The following is a 17437-nucleotide window of genomic DNA, read 5'->3' as shown; positions in this document are numbered from 1 at the left end:
GCTCTGCTAAGGAATAATCATGTTAGATAAATCTAAAGTCGGCCATAAATTTATGCCGTTTGATGTCGATGTTGAAAAAGGTCGTTTAAAATTTTTCGCCCAATCAATAGGTGAAACAAATCCTATTTATACGGATGAAGCGGCAGCAAGAGACGCAGGTTATGAAGGCATTCCAGCATTACCAACTTTCCCGTTCTCTTTAGACATGGAAGGCCCAGAATTCTTACCGGTTATCGGTTTACTAAAGCTAGATATTGCGAAAGTTTTGCACGGCTCTCAATCATTTAACTACAAAGGTCAAATTTATGCGGGCGATACCATCTCGGTAAGCTCTTCACTGAAAGATATTTTTGACAAGAAAGGTGGTGCGCTGGAGTTCGTAGTGCTTGAAACTAGCTACACCAATCAGCACGGAAACATAGTTGCCACTGCTGAACAAACCCTTGTTTACCGCAACGCATAATTAGGAGCATTCTCATGACTGATATAAGTAAAGGTACACAGTTACCAGCACTCGAGCTTCCCCCTATTTCACGTTTCACGCTAGCTTTATATGCGGGTGCCTCGGGCGATCATAACCCAATCCACATTGACAGTGATTTTGCTAAAAAAGCGGGCATGCCTGACGTGTTTGCACACGGTATGTTGTCAATGGCCTATTTAGGTCGTTTGTTGACAAACTGGCAGCCACAATCACAACTTCGCTCATTCAGTAATAAATTTTCTGCTATTACGCAATTACAAGACGTGATCACCTGTTCAGGCGAAGTGACTGAATTATTTGATAATGAAGGTGAGCTATGTGCTCGCGTAGCTATTCAAGCAGCAAAAGCTGATGGCACGTTAACCTTAGTCGGTGAAGCAGTCGTTGCTATTGGCTAATTGATAAGTGGCCCGATTAACCTCGAGCCATTCTTATAAAACTAAGATTAGGAAATTATGATGAAACGTTATTGTTTTGATGAAGATCATAATATGTTTAGAGAGTCATTTCGTGCCTTTCTAGAGCAAGAAGTTGCTCCTCATAGAGCAGAGTGGCGAGAAGCGGGTATTGTTCCGCGTGAAGTATATTTAAAAGCCGGTGAAATGGGGTTCTTGATCCCACAAGCACCAGAGTCTCTTGGTGGTTTAGGCATTGACGACTTTCGCTTTCAGCAAATTATCTCAGAAGAAATCGGTGTATCTGGCGAAACGGGTTTTATGCCACAACTGCACAGTACTATTATTGCGCCATATTTTTTAAAGTACGCGAGTGAAGAACTCAAGCAAAAATATATTCCCAAAGCAATTACTGGTGAATACATTTTGGGTGTGGCAATGACCGAACCTGACGCCGGTAGTGACTTAGCAGGAATGCGCGCAACTGCTGTGGACCAAGGTGATCACTACCTACTTAATGGTGCTAAAACCTATATTTCAAACGGAATTTGCGGTGACGTGTTTGTTGTTGCAGCGCGTACTAACCCAAATATTCCTCATGCGATCAGCTTATTTGCCGTTGAATCGAACTTTGAAGGGTTTAAACGTGGCGCGCATTTGAAAAAAATGGGCATGAAGTCGCAAGATACGGCCGAGTTATTTTTTGATAACGTTAAAGTGCCGAAAGAAAACTTGATTGGGGCTGAAGGCCAAGGCTTTAAATACTTAATGTCAGGTTTAGCGGAAGAACGCCTAATTTGTGCGATCTGGAACGTGGGCACGGCTGAATACGCGTTTGAATTAACCAAAGAATTTGTGCTTGATCGAAAAGTGTTTGGTAAGCCGTTGGCTGCAATGCAAAACACTCAGTTCAAGATGGCGGAATTACGTGCCCGTATGGACATGGCGATGGCTTTTACCGATACCTTAGTTGCCAATATAAACCGCGGTGATCATGACAGTGTGGCTGCTTCATCGGCTAAATTATTGACCAGCGAATTGCTTTGCGATGTTGCTGATGAAGGTGTGCAATTACACGGTGGTGCTGGGTATATGGATGAATACCCTATTTCTCAAGTCTATGCAGATGCTCGTATTACTCGTATCTTTGCGGGTACGTCTGAAATCATGAAGTTGATCATATCGCGCGATATTTTTAGCGATTAAACATCAAGTTTATTAATTTAAACAGTACAAAGCCCTCAACTTGAGGGCTTTTTAGTGCGCGGGTTTTGCTGTTTATAACCTAGGTATTTCAGTAAAACGATTATTGTTAACTTAAAATGGCGAATGGCGTGCTTAATTCGTCCGGTTAACACAGGAAATAAACCTTTGCTGCCATATAGCGAGATTATTGTGTCTGCCTGATAACCCAGAAAAATATGTTTGCTTAGATCCAATCTTGAATCATTACCTTGATGCTTAATAAACCTGTCGAGACAGGCGTTGAAATTCAATTCAAGATTGTTGTTTGTTATGGTGATCGGGGTACTAAAATTAAATAAACGATAGGCGTTATAAAGGGTTGCGTGGAGCACTGTTACTTGGTTTTTTTGTTCAAAATGTTTTTCTATTTCCAGCCAACATATTTGTTCGTTGAAGTGTTTTGCGATCATAACAAGGTTCAACAATTGTCGTATCTCAATATGTTTTTCAGCAAAACCTCGATCAGATATTTCACTGTGCACAATAGAGTGGATTATTTGGTGGGTTGGGTGTAATTGTTTCACCGTCAGCCCTTGGGTTAATACGAGTAGTTGGGCTTTGTTCCAAATCGCTGATGTTGACAATATTGTGGTAGCGGCTTTTTTCAGTGCACTACGATGCAACTCTACATAGCAGATACCATTCTCTCGAATCAGTGCAGGTGCATGGTGATGATCCTGTCTGTGTAAATCAAACGTGCCAAAATTATGTTCAAACCCTGCTTGGTTAAGTACTCCTTGCGCTCTATCTATCGCTAGCTTCGGTACGAGTACATCAATATCACTCATGAAGCGGGTACTGATGGGCTGATAGCTGCCATTAAATAAACAAGCACTGCCTTTCATTAACACAAGATCTACATTTGCTTTGGTTAATAGTGTTGCTACGTGAATCACTTCTTGCTGAATATCTAAAGAGCGTTGTAAATAAATTTGTTCAAGAGTTTGCAGATAACTAGAGAGTTGTTCTGGTAATGTCGGCCAAATTTGGTGTTGTTGTAGTTGATGAGCCAGCGGTCCTATCAGCCAGTATTGATTAGCCAGCGCTATAAGATCTAAATAGTATGCCTCGTCTAAGAGACGAGCTTCTTGTGCCGATGATATTTCTTTATAAGGTGACAACCATGCACCCAAATCTAGAAAAGTTTGCGCATTTATCGATGAGGTGACCGTCGCAGTATCCATCACCACAGTACATCCAATTTTGACATTGCTTCGGCACTGGTGTGATAACGTAAGTGAAAACGCTTCACTGACGTCAAAAACTGAATTAACATTTCCAGCTTTTCTTCATTTAACTCAAAACCTAATTGATAGCCGCTTTGAGTTAATACCGTTAAAGTTTGTATGACGGTAAGAGGGTTAACGTTCTCTGTTCGCTGTGCTTCATCCTGATGGCCAAGATTGTTGTCTTGCCACTGTGGATTGACAAGCAAAAAAAGTGGATTGGCTTTAGGTCCATTATTTTGAGGTGCAAATTTATTCGGCCAAACGTATTTTAAATATCGCCCGTCTACGCGTTGCCATTGCGTGGCCATTTCAAGCTCTGGATAAGATGAGCTCAGTGTTTGCCAACTTCCCTGTTTTACAGCGATAGGTAAATTCAAAACGGTCAGGTTGAACTTTTCATCAAAAACTATCATTTCATCGGAAAACAACGCGTTGTTTTCATACGTTAATGCAGCGGTTAATGTCGATTTACCAGCCCCAGATGTACCGGGTAGTAACAGGCATCCTTTATTTGTGTGTATGGCAGCACCGTGAAAACAGTACTGATAATTCGAATGCTGAAAAGCTAAAATCTGAAGGCAATCAATAAGCTCTGGCATGACTTGTTTATAACTGAGAAGGTATTGTCCATCTATTCCATTAGCAACTATTGTAAAGTTTGAGTCTGTTTGCTCTATCGTAATGCATACATCCACATTTTCGGACGCGACTTCACATGGCATAAGAAGTTCAGTAATTTCGGCCATTAAACGAGGTGATTTGGCCTCAATTGCAAAAAACGTATTGGCAATAAGGTAAGTGTTATGATTAGACGTCAAATGGTAAGTTTTACTTAGTCTATCTTTGCTTAATTCAGGATATCTACCATCGATATAGCGCCGCTTTGTCGATTGCTGTGACAAGAGTACTTCAAGTTGATCGACGTATTGAACAAGGTTTGTTTTAGGGACATCCGTAGATTGAGATAATTCGTGAACAATATCTTCGCGGCTACTACCTTGTTCGAGCGCTAATAACAGGGCAATTGAAACCGCAGGAATTTGATATAGGCATTGTTGAATATGATTGAAAACAAGCCCTTCACTACCTTCAACATATAGAGAGAGATAATTAGAACGTAAAGGGACTTTTTCTATCATCGTTGACTTACAGCATAATGAATAGAAGAAAAAAGTACTTTAATAGCTTTTTTTGCCTAGGTACACTTTTTAGTGCCGTTACCACGACAAGACCTAGGAGCAGCAGATGTTGCTGGGCTCATTAAGGCGCTCACTGCAACAGGGGTGACAGCTGCAAGTTTGCCAAATTTAGCGATAAAGCTTCTGCGTGTTTGATCAGCACTAAGCTGTTCTAGGTTTTTATTAGTATCGGGTTTTGACATATCACTTTACCTCTTAGTGGGCTTGATTACTGACAGCAATATAATGCACTGCATGACATTTCTTACCTATTACTTGATGTTAACATGTTTTTTTCATGAAACGAAAGTGACGTACAAAAAGTTAATCAATATATAAAATGGTCCTTTAGCCAGCGTGCTAAGGTTAACAAATAAGCTAAACTGGTCTACCAGGTTTATTTTCTTCTCCGATGGAAAAATGCAACATGATGGTTTTTTAATCTTCATCAAAAAGTAGCTGCGTAAACTCATCTATAATTCAAGCTTAATAATGAGATTCGTTTGCTTTTTAAACGAAAGCTAAACTGAAATAATTGAGGGTTTCCATGCCAAGTATTCAACAACAAATGACCAAACATCACCGTGAATGTGATGAGATCTTAGCTGATGCGGAGGCACCTCTTGCTGCTAAAGATTGGCCGCGATATTCGACAAAATGGCAGGCATTCGTCGATGAGCTTTTTCAACATTTGGCCATGGAAGAAGAAGTATTATTTCCTGCTTTTGAACAAGCTACGGGGATTACACAAGGCCCAACAATGGTAATGCGTAGCGAGCATGAACAAATGCGTGCCTATGTTGGCCAAATGAACCAAGCCATTGAAGTAGAAGACCAAGAGCGCGCCATGGGGCTGGTAGAAAGCCTAATGTTATTGATCCAGCAACATAATATGAAAGAAGAACAAATGTTGTACCCTATGTGCGATATGCGCATTGATGACAGCGAAGATGTCTTAATAAAGATGAATGCACAGGGTAAATAATGAAAAATTTTGCGGTCAACCTTGATGTCAGCCTGCTGCCAGCACCAGAGCCGATGCAAAGGATAATTCGCATGTTGTCTCTGTTGCCCAAGGGATACTATTTATCAGTATTTCACCGCAAGAAACCCAAGCCATTGTTTGCAATACTCGAACAGCAAAATTATGATTTTCATCATGAATCGAATGGTGAAGAACAACACTTTATTTTTATTTGGCCGTCATTAGACACACAAGCTAAAAGTCACTTTTTAGCCGAGCATCAATCTCTCTAGATGAACTTAGTTGGACTGAATTTTAGCCAAATCCCACGTATAGATGTGCCATTTAGGTTCTATATCATGGCGGCTCTATTTGCGGTGTTCTCTGGTTTGTATATCGCAATCAATGCGCCACAAATATGGTTATCTCGTTGGTCACCAGCAACACTGTCAATTACCCATTCATTAGCGCTAGGTGTGATGGCGATGGTGATGTTTGGTTCGTTGTTTCAACTACTGCCGGTACTTTGTGGTGCCCCAATTGCACTTGGATGTCGTGGATTGGTCATTTTCCAAAGCCTGTTTGTTGCTGGGATTTGTGCGCTACTAGGTAGTTTTAATGGCATGATGAGTCCACTAATAGCACTTAACTTGCTTGGCGCAAGCTTATGTTTGTTTATTTTCATTCTGCTTAAAACACTGGTGTTTAACGCGGGTGGCGTGCAGACCAAGAGGCCAATGATGCTTGCTGTTATATGCCTAGTGATCACAATTATTTTGGGCTTGGTCATGTTGGCTAACTTCAGTTGGGCATTTGCTTCGTTAAGCAAAGCATGGACTAATCTACATGCTGCCTTCGGTTTCTATGGCTGGATTTTACTGCTTGTAATGACGGTGAGTTTTCAAGTTATCCCTATGTTTCACGTCACACCGGAATTCTCAAAACCCTCACGGCTTATTCCATGGCTGGTGACTTTACAACTGTTCGCATTATTATTTAGTGTTAATGAAATGGCGATAACTCGTCCGCTTTTGGCGATATTAAATTGCATTGTGATTGGCTATGCTCTTGTTGCCTTAAAGCAATTGCGCCAGCGCAAAAGAAAACTGCCCGATAACACGATATATTTTTGGCAGTTTGCATTAGGCAGTTTGATTTTGGGGTGTTTGTTGGTGCTGATGTTACCGTGGATACCCAACACCCTAGTGATGATATGGCCAATGTTGATAGGGGTTGTCTTCGGGTTTGGTTTTGTACTTAGCGTCATCCAGGGGTTGTTACTGAAAATCATTCCATTTTTGATCACCTTGCATCTTCAACAACATGCCATGAATCATCCAATGGGTATGGGGTTAATGCCTGATCATTACAGCTTGATCCCACGAGCTTTTGGGACACGTTTGTTTAAACTACATGTGGTAACAGTGATTTTCATGGTGCTTGGTTTTTGGCTAGTTCAGTTCAGTCAATTGGCGGGAGCACTGATGGCGTCAGGTTGGACGTATCTATTAGTCCACATTGTGCTCGCCAGCAAAAAATATCGGCAAATTCATCAAGCGATCGCTCGTACGTAAATGCTGTGACAATCGCCTACTACTTTTAATGGCTATTGAGTGTTTTTGTTTTCAACTATTTTATTAAGATACAGGTCAATTTTATCTTTGGCAGAGGCGGTTAAACCGCCTTTATCATGTTGATCTTTGAGTAGTGATTCTACTTGTGAAAATAATTGATCAACATTGATATCGTTTTTGTTGTTTTCAGAAGTACTGTTTTTAAGGCTTTCATCATCTGCTTGGTGATCACCAAACAAATTCAGCCAAGTATCACTTCGGTGACCTAAATCCATTAATCGATAAAAGTAACTTTTGGACTGAGAATGACCTTTGAAAAGGTCAATTAAAGCGCAGATTATTGAAACTGGACTTAAAAATAAGTCACGCATAGCATCCATCGCAAGTTTAATCTGAAAAATAAAGGTGTCTCGGATCAAGGGCCAACGCGCTAATTCAGGTTCTTCCATATACTCACTCCTTTTCACATCGATAAACTTTGTCATTAAAACATTTTTCAATGGCTTACGTATGCTTAAATTTTAGCTGAGCTATATTTACCTATGAACTCTGTGACTTTGTTTTTTGGGGTTTTTGCAATTTTCTGCATCAGCGTAAATGGTGTTTGCGTGTGCCCTGTTTGATGCTGGATATCATCGATGATGGCTAACCAAAGCTGGGCGGTCATTTGTGAATCATATAACGCCCGGTGAAAACTACCGCTCGATTGAATTCCTTTATATTTAACTAAAGTGCCCAATTTATGGTTTGGAGCGGTTTGATAAATTCTACGTGACACAAGTAAAGAACAGGCAAACTGACCGCTATAATCTAATGATATGCGCTGCAATTCGGCATCTAGAAATCGCTTATCAAACGAGGCATTATGAGCCACTAAATTCTCTCCTCGAATAAATTCAGCGAACCGTGCCATTACATCTTTGCAGGGCGCGGCATCTCTCAGCATGGCATTGGTGATGCCAGTATAGTCTTCGATAAAGCCACTGACAGGTCGACCAGGATTCATCAGTTCTTGGAACTGATCGACGACTTCACCGTTTTCTAATTTTACGGCCCCAATTTCAATGGCGCGATCACCTTGGTCAGGAGATAGTCCTGTGGTTTCAAAATCGAGAATAATAAGTGAGTTGGCGTTGGACATGATCAAGGGCGGTATCTAAAAATTTGCTTATTGTGACCTTAACTGAATTAAAGGCAATCAATTTATGCCCTATCAATTAAAAAGCCAGCAAGGGGCGCTGGCTTTCATATTACGATAAATATTTTCGAGCGTGGAAATTACGCAATTCTTAAATAGTCTGAGATAATTTCTGCACCGCTATCTGCTTGAATAGGTTTAAAAATAAATCCTGAAACGCCTTGTGCTTCACATTGATCAACCAGTGTTTTATCGGTTACAGAAGACAGCATCACCACAGGGATTTCAGAGCCCATTTCACGAATAGCAGTTAGCGCTTGATCGCCATTCATCTCACCCATGACCACATCCATAAACATAAAATCAGGCGCTTCATTTTTTACTATTTCAACGGCTGATAAACCGTCATCGGCTTCAATAACATTGTTATAACCTAGCTCAGCTAAATAACGTTTAATGGCTTTGCGGATCATTGAGCTGTCATCAACAAGCAATACTTTGCTGTCTTTTGGTAAGGCTTTGGTATGTGCATTTACGATGCCTTGGCTTTGCTCACGCTTTATGCCGACGTTTTGGCTATTAACATTGCGGATCAGCAAGTTAAAGTAATAGCGTCCTACTCCTTCAACCGCGATGGGCACTGTGATGATTTCTTTAACGTCTTCTAAATATTTTTCCATATCGTCCATATCTTGGACAAAATATGGCGCCGAAAAATCGTAATCTAGACTGTATCTACTGTGTAAATCGGTTGAGCGACCGACAATGGTATTGCCCCACTCAGCTAACGCATGACTGAGCTCCTCGTTAATTTCGTCGTAGGCATAATTTTCACCAAACAAATTTTCACACACAGAGTTACCAATGGCGATGGCAGTTTCAGGATAATGATGCATCATTATCACGCCGTCTAAGCTGCCGGTTACATCAGAGCACACGGCATATCCTTTAAACCGGAAATCACCGACCTGATCAACAAAAGCCTCTCCTGCGGTACCTGAGAGGTTTGTCATAGCTTTTAAACTGGCGATTGATTCAGTTATGAAAGGGTATAAAACGACTTTATGAAGGGCTTCTACAGACATAGTGATTCCATTTATTATTGTTATTATTAATGAATAAGCTACTAAACCATTGTCTAGATTACAAGTCAGGCAATATTTAAGCGTTCGGAAAAATGAGTTTGCTGAATTTGAATGGCTTTGTTTGTGCCAGATCAAAGGTCAATTTAAAGAGGTGCGACATATTGTCGCACCTTGTTCATTTTGTATTGCTAACCTACCCTAAAGCCCTAAATTACTCGTCATGATAATTTCTCAATGACCCGAGTAACCATTTAATGACTAAGTTCAAACCCAATAAAATTATCCGCTTAATCGCTCTTTTCGTCTGCCCTGTTATGTTTAATTCATACTCTGTTTATGCAGATGAAATTGCAGATGAGAATATTGACGATGCGATGGAAATTATCACGGTGACTAATCGTGGTTTTGAAAAGCCAACGGTGGATGAGAGTTATGCGCAAGGAAAAACGACAACGCCTGATCTCGCAGGTTGGTTGAACTCTATTCCAGGTGCCAATGTCAATCGCAACGGCCCAGTTACAGGTATTGCACAATTTAGAGGACTTTATGGTGACCGAGTAGCAACAACTCTAGACGGTCATGTGTTGATTGGCGCAGGTCCGAATGCGATGGACACACCGTTGAGCTACTCAACACCATTGATGGTAGAATCGATGTCTGCCTTTCGCGGTATTGCGCCTGTATCAGCGGCAATGAATACTTTAGGTGGCGCTATTGATGTAAAAATGCGCAAAGCTGAAATTGATCACCAAGATCACATTCAAGCCACGGGGGATTTACAAACAGGATATCGTTCAGGTACTGACGCCAGCACATTTGCTGCTGTGACTAATTTCTCAAAAGGAGATTTTGGTGTGATGTTTTATGGCAATATACAAGAAGGTGAAAATTTTGAGGACGGGGATGATCGAGAAGTTTCTCCAACAGAATTTTCCAAAGGTCAATATGGCGCTGACATTCGATATAACAGCGGTCAATTTGAATCAGGGTTGGGCTACCACTATACCGACACCACAGACTCTGGAACGCCTGCATTGCCAATGGACATTGAATTTATTTACTCGAACCGCGTCAGCTATGACGGCAGTTTTCAAGGCAAAACTTGGCAATATAACTGGCAAATTGGCTATTTAGACGCCGAGCATGGCATGACCAATTTCCATATGCGCGAAAATACAAACATGGAAAAGCATCGCCGTAATAATGCAACATCAGATACCCTTGATTTTAAATTGGTCATGGCGCGTGAGGTGGGTGAAGGTGAACTGACGCTCGGAGTTGATGGTTATCAGGCTGATCATGACTCGGTGATCACAAACCCGAACAACATGATGTTTAAAGTCGTTAATTTTAATGAGGTACAAGATGATCGTTATGGATTATTCGCTGAATGGCAGCAGCAAATCAGTGATGTGCATATACACGTAGGGGCACGCTTAAAGCAGTCGCAAAGTAATGCAGGTGAAGTGAGCACATCAATGGCCATGATGATGGGTAATATGGGTATGATGGCATCTGCGCTTCAGGATGATTTTAACAACGCCAACCGTAGCGTTGATGAAACCAATGTTGATATCGCATTAAGCCTACAAAAACAAATTAATGACACGCTTAGCGTGTATGTTGGTTTTGGCGTGAAAAACCGTGCACCTTCTTATCAAGAGCGCTACTTATGGACGCCGATGGAGTCTACTGGAGGTTTAGCTGATGGCAATACCTATATTGGCGATATTAACCTTGATAGTGAAACGGCCTATCAAACGGACTTAGGGTTGACCTCAAAAACCCAAAACAGCCTTGTTTCTACCCATGTTTATTTCCAAAACATCAATAATTATATTCAAGGTACGACCCTTGGCATGGAAGACATGACGGCGAGTATGATGGCACAAATGATGTCAGGCGATGACAATCCACTTAAGTTCACCAATGTTGATGGAAAACTGTATGGCGCTGATGTTAACTGGAGCTATCAGTTATCTAGTCAATTCAGTGTCAATGGCATAGTTAGTTATGTTCGTGGTGAGCGACGTGATATCAACGATTATTTGTACCGCATTGCGCCCTTAAATGCGCAGGTAGATATTATTTTCAATAATGATAATTACATCGCCAAACTCAATATTACAGCAGTTGATGCGCAAAGTGATGTTTCTCAAGAAAACGATGAAATGGAAACCGCAGGTTATGCATTGATCAACTTGGAAGGGCAATACTTCTTTAGCTCAGATTTAAGTGTACGAGCAGGCATAGATAACCTTCTTGATAAGAATTATCGAAACCATCTATCTGGTTATAATCGAGTTAAAGGAAATGAAATACCTGTGATGGATCGCCTACCAGGTGAAGGTATTAGCGGCTGGGTTGAATTAGGGTACAGTTTTTAAGCTAAACTTCTGACGGGTTAACCAATGATAAATAAGCGCCTTTCAGGCGCTTTCTTGTTTTTCATATTCAGAAACCTGCATGCCTGACATAACATCTTGACCGTTTAGTCAATTTTTATCGGAGTACATTGATAACTGAGTTGAACATAGGTATCTTTAGTGCTCAGTTTTTCTCGTATAACGTAACCGTTTAATGTTTTCATTGCGGTGTCATTTAGTTGTTATATGATGCGCAATTTTATTATCAGCAAAGGATGTTTTAATGATAACCCGTTCTGCTCAATGGCAAGCCCTTTCTCAACATTATGAACGTATAAAAAGTACACATATGCGAGATATGTTCAAAGTGGATCCCAATCGTTTCGAGCACTTTTCTTTAACGGCGTCAGGTTTAACATTAGACTATTCTAAAAATCATATCACATCAGAAACTATGGATGCGCTGATTGCCTTAGCACAAGCGACTAATGTCTGTGCTCAACGAGACAAAATGTTTTCCGGTGAGCCAATCAATATTACGGAACATCGAGCAGTATTACACACTGCTTTGCGCAATTTATCAGACAAACCAATTGAGGTAGATGGCGAAGATATTATGCCGCTAATCAAATCAACGTTGGCAAAACTCAAGGTCTTTGTTGACGCGGTATCCACGGGTGAAAAATGTGGCTTCACCGGCAAAGCCTTTACCGATGTGGTCAGTATTGGTATTGGTGGCTCATTTTTGGGGCCAAAAATAATGTCGGAGGCATTAAAGCCGTATCGACAAAAGCATTTGAAAGTGCACTTTGTTGCTAATGTTGATGGCTGCCATTTAGCTGATGTATTAGAGAACTTAAACCCAGAAACCACCTTATTTATCACGTCTTCGAAAACCTTATCGACGCAAGAAACGCTGCGCAATGCAGACTCAGCTCGTGAGTGGTTCCTTAAATCCGCACAACCTAACGATATAAAACACAATTTTGCCTGTGTCTCGACCAATATTGAAGCGGCCAAAACTTTTGGCATTGATGAAGAGAATATCTTTCCGATGTGGGATTGGGTCGGTGGTCGCTATTCCGTATGGTCGGCGATAGGTTTGCCACTCGCATTAGCCATTGGTTTTGATCATTATCAAGCCTTTCTTGAAGGCGCGTTTGATATGGACGAGCACTTTCAGAAGGCGCCGCTCAATGAAAATATGCCCGTAATTATGGCGTTGTTAGGTATTTGGTACCGAAATTTTCATCGCGCACAATCTCAGGTGTTACTACCTTATTATCATTATTTGCGCGGTTTACCTGCTTATATACAACAATTAGACATGGAAAGTAACGGTAAATCGGTGTCAATTCTAAATGAAGAGTTAAGCTATGCTACGGGCCCCATAATCTGGGGAAGCGAAGGTACTAACGGCCAACACTCCTTTCATCAATTAATCCATCAAAGTAAAACCACCATTCCAGTAGACTTTATGCTGCCCATGCACCCACATCATGATGTGGCTAATCACCACGATATGCTTGCATCTAATTGTTTTGGTCAAAGTCAGGCGTTAATGGAAGGTCAAAGTGAAGCTCAAGTGCGCGCGGCGATGAAAAAAGCGAATTGTAGCTCAGAAGAGATTAATAACCTGGCAAGCCATAAGGTCATGAAAGGCAACAAGCCGAGTAACACCTTGTTGTTTAATACGCTCGATCCGAAAACTCTGGGCAGTTTAATTGCCCTTTATGAGCATAAAGTGTTTGTTCAAGGGGTGATTTGGCAGGTGAACTCTTTTGATCAATGGGGTGTAGAGTTAGGTAAGGCACTGGGCAACCAAGTCTTGAGTAAATTATCTGATAAAACTGAACCGTTAACTATGGACGGATCGACCAATGCGCTGATCAGCCTTTATCGAAGCCGCTAACGCTATGCTGTATTTTCTATCGAAATGCCCGATTGATTCGGGCATTTGATTTGCTCGGCAAACAGGTATTCCAAATTGCATACATTTGCGTGTATGATGAATTGCACTTCAAATAACCCTGTATTTGAAAACAAAAATAATAACTTAAGACAGTGTACGTAGTTTTGAATGGAGCTCATGAATATATTCGGCAAATTGATATTGCCAAAGCTGTCTGAGTTTAATAAAAACTCGGAGCTAAAAGTTGAAGAGCGCGCGAGCGCCACAGCTTTATGGTTTTATAAAATTTGGGATATGGATTCATGAAAAAAAGGCAATCAGTTGTACGCAAAGTACTTCTATCTATTTCAAGTATTTTTGCGGTTATTGCAATTATTGTTGCAACAACGGTTACTTCAAATCGAGCCGATTCAGTTGAGCAGTCGGTACTTCAGGAAATTAGAATAGCAACACAACAAGCGTCAAATGGTATCCATGAGTTTTTCCGCGAACGTTCGCGCGTAGTTACGTCATTAAAAGGCAACCCTTTTGTAAACGATTGGTTCAGTCAATATCAAGATCGTGGTGCTGAGATAGATAACGACGAGCAATATCAAAAAATTGTGAAGCTGTTTAAAAATGAATCCGCACAAGACCCTATGATTAAGTCTGTGTTTTATGCTCCGGCAGCGACTCACGAATACTTCGATATTAACGGTCGTTATAATGATGATGCCTATTTCACCAGCAAACGACCTTGGTGGGGTGAGGCGCTTAAAAAAGATCGCCTGTTTATTACCAATCCTGAAATAGATGCCAACGATGGATCTATTGTTACGTCAATTAAAACCACAGTTTATGATCCAGTTGGAAAACTGCTTGGCGTCATGGGGATAGATATACTAGCGTCAGAAATCAAAAGTGGCCTTATTGATACCATGACCTATCAAAATGAAGGCTTTGGTTTCTTATACACTAGCCAAGGTCAGATCATTTCCTTTCCGGATGAAGATAATCGCATCGATATGAGCAAATTACCGACGTTAGATACGGTAGATAATTTATTTACCGATGCGGATGGTTTTGGAAAGCTGTTAAGTGATAGTAGATCTCAAGAGGAATTGATTTCAACGGTTACCTTCAAAGGTGAAGAATATTTAGCGGTCGTTACATCGATAGCAGACGACACTCAAGCTCTAGATTGGCGTGTTGCTTTTATGGTGCCAATGCACGTAATAACTAATCCGGTGTATGAGACAACGGTATCATCAATCATGATGGTTATTTTAGTGATGTTGATTACCTCTGCGGTTATCTTTTTTACCATACAAAAACTGCTGACCAAACCTTTGAAACGTGTTGTCGATGCGATGGATGATATCGCCTCAGGTGAAGGGGACTTGACCAAACGAATCGATATTAACAGCAATGATGAATTGGGGCATTTAAGTGAATCGTTTAATGGTTTTGTGGAAAATATTCAATCCATTATTGGTCAATGTAATAATACCACTGAACAAGTATTGAATGAGTCAGACAATGTAAGCGCATTAGTAAACGATTTCACCACCACAGTTAATACACAGAAAGGTTATATTGAACAGATCGCCACGGCAGCGACTCAAATGACCCAAACGATTCATGGCATTTCTGACAATGCTCAAACATCACTAGATTATGCAACACGTGCGACAGAAGAATCCTCAGAGGGACGTTCATTGGCTGACAATGCCAATATCTTGATGGGTGATTTATCACAAGAAGTCGGTAACGCTACCGATGTTGTCAATGACCTGCACAAGAATTCCGAATCAATTTCGGCGGTACTTGAAGTGATTAAAAATATCGCCGAGCAGACTAATTTATTGGCATTGAATGCAGCAATTGAAGCAGCACGAGCAGGCGAACAAGGGCGAGGTTTTGCAGTCGTTGCTGATGAAGTGAGAACATTGGCAAGCCGCACGCAAGACTCAACCGGCGATATTGAAAAGATCATTGTTAAATTGCAAGATTCTGCAGCCAGCGCAGTGGCAGTGATGAATGCAGGTAAACAAAAAACTAATCAAGGTGTAGAGTTGATTAATAAAGTGAGTGAAAAGTTATCACAAATTAATGAAGCTATCTCGTTGATTGAAGAACAGTCGAATGAAGCAGCGATGACCATTCGTGAACAAGCGTCTGCATCGGATGAGATCAGTCAGCAAACGGTATCAGTAAACGAGCTTGCTGATACTGCCGTGTCTCAAACCATTGAAATGGCAACGAAGAGTCAGGCGCAAAAAGAAATTACACAAGAGCTTACCGCGACGATTTCACAGTTTAAAGTGGCGTAACTACAAAAACTAAGCCGTTTATGTGATGTTGGCGAATGCTATACCAAACAAAAAAGCTACTCATGACAATGAGTAGCTTTTTTATTTTCTCATTAATACTGGTTAATTGACTTACAGCGCTCTTAAATCATTGCAATGCCAGCAAGTATATATGCTACTAATGTTAAACCACCTCCTACAAGGGCATATGGCAACTGTGTTCTTACGTGTTCTAATAAATCACATCCCGAAGCTACAGCAGAAACCGCTGTGGTGTCAGATATAGGTGAACAATGGTCACCAAAAACACCGCCGCCAAGTATCGCAGCCAATACTAAAGGTGCAGGCAAGCCAAGATTGATGACCAATGGCATACCAATAGGGATAAGTAACGCGAATGTACCCCATGATGTTCCTGTGGTAAAGGACATTAAACCACCAGCAATAAACAATACAGCCGGCACAAGAAACAGCGGTAAATTATCGGCTACTAGCCCTGAGATGAATACCCCTGTACCTAATAGCTTTAAACTACTGCCCAGTGCGAGTGATAACAATACAATTGTCACTAATGGCAGTAGCTCTGACATACCCTTAAAGCCAATTTCAGTCATTTGCTTATGACTAAACCTTTTTGAGCCAACCATCATCGCATAGGCAACTAAACAGGCTAAACTGGTTGAATACAAAACTGATTTCGAGCCTGAGCCTTGAACAAAATCACCACCACCGGTTAAAAACATGAATCCGATCATCGAAAAGCACATAGTGACCATAGGTAAAATCATAAACATCGGTTTGCTTGGCTCGATGTCTATATCAGCGTGAGATGTAACTTTCTTCTGCGCTTGCTCTGAGGCTTTTAATGGACCATGGGTTTTATCCGCCAAAATGGTATAGAGCACAATTGCTAAGGTGATCAGGGCGTAAAAGTTTAAAGGAATCGTTTGTATTAGAATGGATACATAAGATTCTTCTAATTCGTAGGCACCCATTAAGCCAAGCACATACGCGCCCCAACCGTTTACAAGCAAAAGAATACAAATGGGGGCGCTGGTACTGTCTATGATATAAGCCAGTCGTGCACGACTCATGTTGAATTTATCGAATAGGCCACGTGAGATAATACCGGCCATTAACACACTCAGGTTTGATTCAATAAAAATGGCTATGCCGGTAAAAAAGGGTAACAATCTGGCTCTTCTTGCACTGCCACTCACGCCTTTTTTGATAAGGTAATTAACCGTTGCTGTTACTCCTCCTGAATAGCGCATAAACGCAAGCAATGCGCCAACCATCAAACTAAAAATAAGAATGCGGGTATTACCGCCATCATGAAAAACACTGACAATACGCTCCAGCCCTGCTAAGGCGAAGGCGCCAACAACACTACTTTGCTCAGTCGATTGCAAGATTAATAACTCAGAGCTAAAGATTGCCACTAACAAGGCGAGGATTACTTCTTTCTTCCATAGAACAATGATGATAGCTAACACTGGAGGAATAATACTGAGCCATTCAGACATAAAACACCGGAAACTTTATTATATTTTTATTGGCCACCATCATAGCGAAT

Annotated in this window: 16 protein-coding genes; 9 read left to right on the top strand and 7 right to left on the bottom strand. The window is 41.0% G+C overall.

Features of this window, described 5'->3' with window-relative positions:
- Positions 1–19 precede the first annotated feature (19 nt).
- From QUE03_RS19175 to QUE03_RS19165, 3 genes are read left to right on the top strand one after another with little or no spacing between them, the layout of a single operon-like run.
- Complete coding sequence (locus QUE03_RS19175; protein ID WP_286263662.1) at positions 20–463, top strand: MaoC family dehydratase N-terminal domain-containing protein; 444 nt, start codon at positions 20–22, stop codon at positions 461–463.
- 14 nt (positions 464–477) lie between these two features.
- Positions 478–882, top strand: a complete 405-nt coding sequence (locus tag QUE03_RS19170; protein WP_286263660.1) for a MaoC family dehydratase — start codon at positions 478–480, stop codon at positions 880–882.
- Positions 883–939: 57 nt separating this feature from the next.
- Complete coding sequence (locus QUE03_RS19165; RefSeq protein WP_286263658.1) at positions 940–2085, top strand: acyl-CoA dehydrogenase family protein; 1146 nt, start codon at positions 940–942, stop codon at positions 2083–2085.
- A gap of 35 nt (positions 2086–2120) precedes the next feature.
- On the opposite strand, the gene QUE03_RS19160 is transcribed toward QUE03_RS19165, so the two are convergent.
- The 3 genes from QUE03_RS19160 to QUE03_RS19150 are packed head-to-tail and all read right to left on the bottom strand — an operon-like array spanning position 2121 to position 4734.
- Entirely contained in the window at positions 2121–3308 is a 1188-nt protein-coding gene (locus QUE03_RS19160) for a nucleotidyltransferase family protein (protein ID WP_286263655.1), read from the bottom strand.
- A complete protein-coding gene (locus tag QUE03_RS19155; RefSeq protein WP_286263653.1) occupies positions 3308–4492 on the bottom strand; it encodes a phosphoenolpyruvate carboxykinase (ATP) in 1185 nt (394 codons plus the stop codon). The genes QUE03_RS19160 and QUE03_RS19155 overlap by 1 nt, the downstream gene beginning before the upstream one ends.
- 56 nt (positions 4493–4548) lie before the next feature.
- Positions 4549–4734: a hypothetical protein gene (locus tag QUE03_RS19150; protein WP_286263651.1), complete on the bottom strand. Its 186-nt coding sequence runs from the start codon at positions 4732–4734 to the stop codon at positions 4549–4551.
- A gap of 344 nt (positions 4735–5078) precedes the next feature.
- On the opposite strand from QUE03_RS19150, the gene QUE03_RS19145 reads away from it, so the two are divergent.
- From QUE03_RS19145 to QUE03_RS19135, 3 genes are all read left to right on the top strand, one after another.
- The gene (locus QUE03_RS19145; RefSeq protein ID WP_286263649.1) at positions 5079–5516 is read left to right on the top strand and encodes a hemerythrin domain-containing protein; all 438 of its coding nucleotides are present in this window, start codon (positions 5079–5081) and stop codon (positions 5514–5516) included.
- A complete protein-coding gene (locus QUE03_RS19140; RefSeq protein ID WP_286263647.1) occupies positions 5516–5788 on the top strand; it encodes a DUF2249 domain-containing protein in 273 nt (90 codons plus the stop codon). The genes QUE03_RS19145 and QUE03_RS19140 overlap by 1 nt, the downstream gene beginning before the upstream one ends.
- Before the next feature lie 66 nt (positions 5789–5854).
- Positions 5855–7069: a hypothetical protein gene (locus QUE03_RS19135; RefSeq protein ID WP_286263645.1), complete on the top strand. Its 1215-nt coding sequence runs from the start codon at positions 5855–5857 to the stop codon at positions 7067–7069.
- Between the two features lie 32 nt (positions 7070–7101).
- Here QUE03_RS19135 and QUE03_RS19130 read toward each other — a convergent pair whose 3' ends face one another.
- The 3 genes from QUE03_RS19130 to QUE03_RS19120 all read right to left on the bottom strand — a co-directional run bounded on the left by QUE03_RS19130 (position 7102) and on the right by QUE03_RS19120 (position 9292).
- Complete coding sequence (locus tag QUE03_RS19130) at positions 7102–7518, bottom strand: hypothetical protein (RefSeq protein ID WP_286263643.1); 417 nt, start codon at positions 7516–7518, stop codon at positions 7102–7104.
- A 65-nt stretch (positions 7519–7583) separates the two neighbouring features.
- On the bottom strand, positions 7584–8210 hold the full coding sequence (locus tag QUE03_RS19125; protein WP_286263640.1) for a 3'-5' exonuclease: 627 nt from the start codon (positions 8208–8210) through the stop codon (positions 7584–7586).
- A 137-nt stretch (positions 8211–8347) separates the two neighbouring features.
- On the bottom strand, positions 8348–9292 hold the full coding sequence (locus tag QUE03_RS19120; protein WP_286263637.1) for a response regulator: 945 nt from the start codon (positions 9290–9292) through the stop codon (positions 8348–8350).
- Between the two features lie 254 nt (positions 9293–9546).
- Between QUE03_RS19120 and QUE03_RS19115 the strand changes: the two genes are divergently transcribed.
- The 3 genes from QUE03_RS19115 (at position 9547) to QUE03_RS19105 (ending at position 15882) form a co-directional block, all read left to right on the top strand.
- Positions 9547–11679, top strand: coding sequence for a TonB-dependent receptor (locus tag QUE03_RS19115; protein ID WP_286263635.1), 2133 nt, complete (start codon positions 9547–9549; stop codon positions 11677–11679).
- A gap of 262 nt (positions 11680–11941) precedes the next feature.
- Positions 11942–13570, top strand: a complete 1629-nt coding sequence (gene pgi, locus QUE03_RS19110; protein WP_286263633.1) for a glucose-6-phosphate isomerase — start codon at positions 11942–11944, stop codon at positions 13568–13570.
- Between the two features lie 302 nt (positions 13571–13872).
- Positions 13873–15882 carry a methyl-accepting chemotaxis protein gene (locus tag QUE03_RS19105; protein ID WP_286263631.1) on the top strand — a complete coding sequence of 670 codons (2010 nt, stop codon included), beginning with the start codon at positions 13873–13875 and terminating at the stop codon, positions 15880–15882.
- Positions 15883–16004: 122 nt separating this feature from the next.
- Here QUE03_RS19105 and QUE03_RS19100 read toward each other — a convergent pair whose 3' ends face one another.
- Positions 16005–17387: a Na+/H+ antiporter NhaC family protein gene (locus QUE03_RS19100; RefSeq protein ID WP_286263629.1), complete on the bottom strand. Its 1383-nt coding sequence runs from the start codon at positions 17385–17387 to the stop codon at positions 16005–16007.
- Positions 17388–17437: the final 50 nt, after the last annotated feature.

The sequence above is a fragment of the Thalassotalea atypica genome, assembly GCF_030295975.1.
Lineage (GTDB): Bacteria > Pseudomonadota > Gammaproteobacteria > Enterobacterales > Alteromonadaceae > Thalassotalea_F > Thalassotalea_F atypica.
Note: the sequence above shows the minus strand (reverse complement) of the source record. Positions and strands in the feature narration are given on the sequence as shown.

What these genes read in the sequence shown, in the direction of transcription:
- QUE03_RS19160 (WP_286263655.1), bottom strand. Translation starts at nt 3,308, where the DNA reads ATGGATACTGCGACGGTCACCTCATCGATAAATGCGCAAACTTTTCTA.
- QUE03_RS19140 (WP_286263647.1), top strand. Translation starts at nt 5,516, where the DNA reads ATGAAAAATTTTGCGGTCAACCTTGATGTCAGCCTGCTGCCAGCACCA.
- QUE03_RS19105 (WP_286263631.1), top strand. Translation starts at nt 13,873, where the DNA reads ATGAAAAAAAGGCAATCAGTTGTACGCAAAGTACTTCTATCTATTTCA.
- QUE03_RS19125 (WP_286263640.1), bottom strand. Translation starts at nt 8,210, where the DNA reads ATGTCCAACGCCAACTCACTTATTATTCTCGATTTTGAAACCACAGGA.
- QUE03_RS19135 (WP_286263645.1), top strand. Translation starts at nt 5,855, where the DNA reads ATGGCGGCTCTATTTGCGGTGTTCTCTGGTTTGTATATCGCAATCAAT.
- QUE03_RS19165 (WP_286263658.1), top strand. Translation starts at nt 940, where the DNA reads ATGATGAAACGTTATTGTTTTGATGAAGATCATAATATGTTTAGAGAG.
- QUE03_RS19115 (WP_286263635.1), top strand. Translation starts at nt 9,547, where the DNA reads ATGACTAAGTTCAAACCCAATAAAATTATCCGCTTAATCGCTCTTTTC.
- QUE03_RS19130 (WP_286263643.1), bottom strand. Translation starts at nt 7,518, where the DNA reads ATGGAAGAACCTGAATTAGCGCGTTGGCCCTTGATCCGAGACACCTTT.
- QUE03_RS19150 (WP_286263651.1), bottom strand. Translation starts at nt 4,734, where the DNA reads ATGTCAAAACCCGATACTAATAAAAACCTAGAACAGCTTAGTGCTGAT.
- QUE03_RS19100 (WP_286263629.1), bottom strand. Translation starts at nt 17,387, where the DNA reads ATGTCTGAATGGCTCAGTATTATTCCTCCAGTGTTAGCTATCATCATT.
- pgi (WP_286263633.1), top strand. Translation starts at nt 11,942, where the DNA reads ATGATAACCCGTTCTGCTCAATGGCAAGCCCTTTCTCAACATTATGAA.
- QUE03_RS19175 (WP_286263662.1), top strand. Translation starts at nt 20, where the DNA reads ATGTTAGATAAATCTAAAGTCGGCCATAAATTTATGCCGTTTGATGTC.
- QUE03_RS19120 (WP_286263637.1), bottom strand. Translation starts at nt 9,292, where the DNA reads ATGTCTGTAGAAGCCCTTCATAAAGTCGTTTTATACCCTTTCATAACT.
- QUE03_RS19170 (WP_286263660.1), top strand. Translation starts at nt 478, where the DNA reads ATGACTGATATAAGTAAAGGTACACAGTTACCAGCACTCGAGCTTCCC.
- QUE03_RS19145 (WP_286263649.1), top strand. Translation starts at nt 5,079, where the DNA reads ATGCCAAGTATTCAACAACAAATGACCAAACATCACCGTGAATGTGAT.
- QUE03_RS19155 (WP_286263653.1), bottom strand. Translation starts at nt 4,492, where the DNA reads ATGATAGAAAAAGTCCCTTTACGTTCTAATTATCTCTCTCTATATGTT.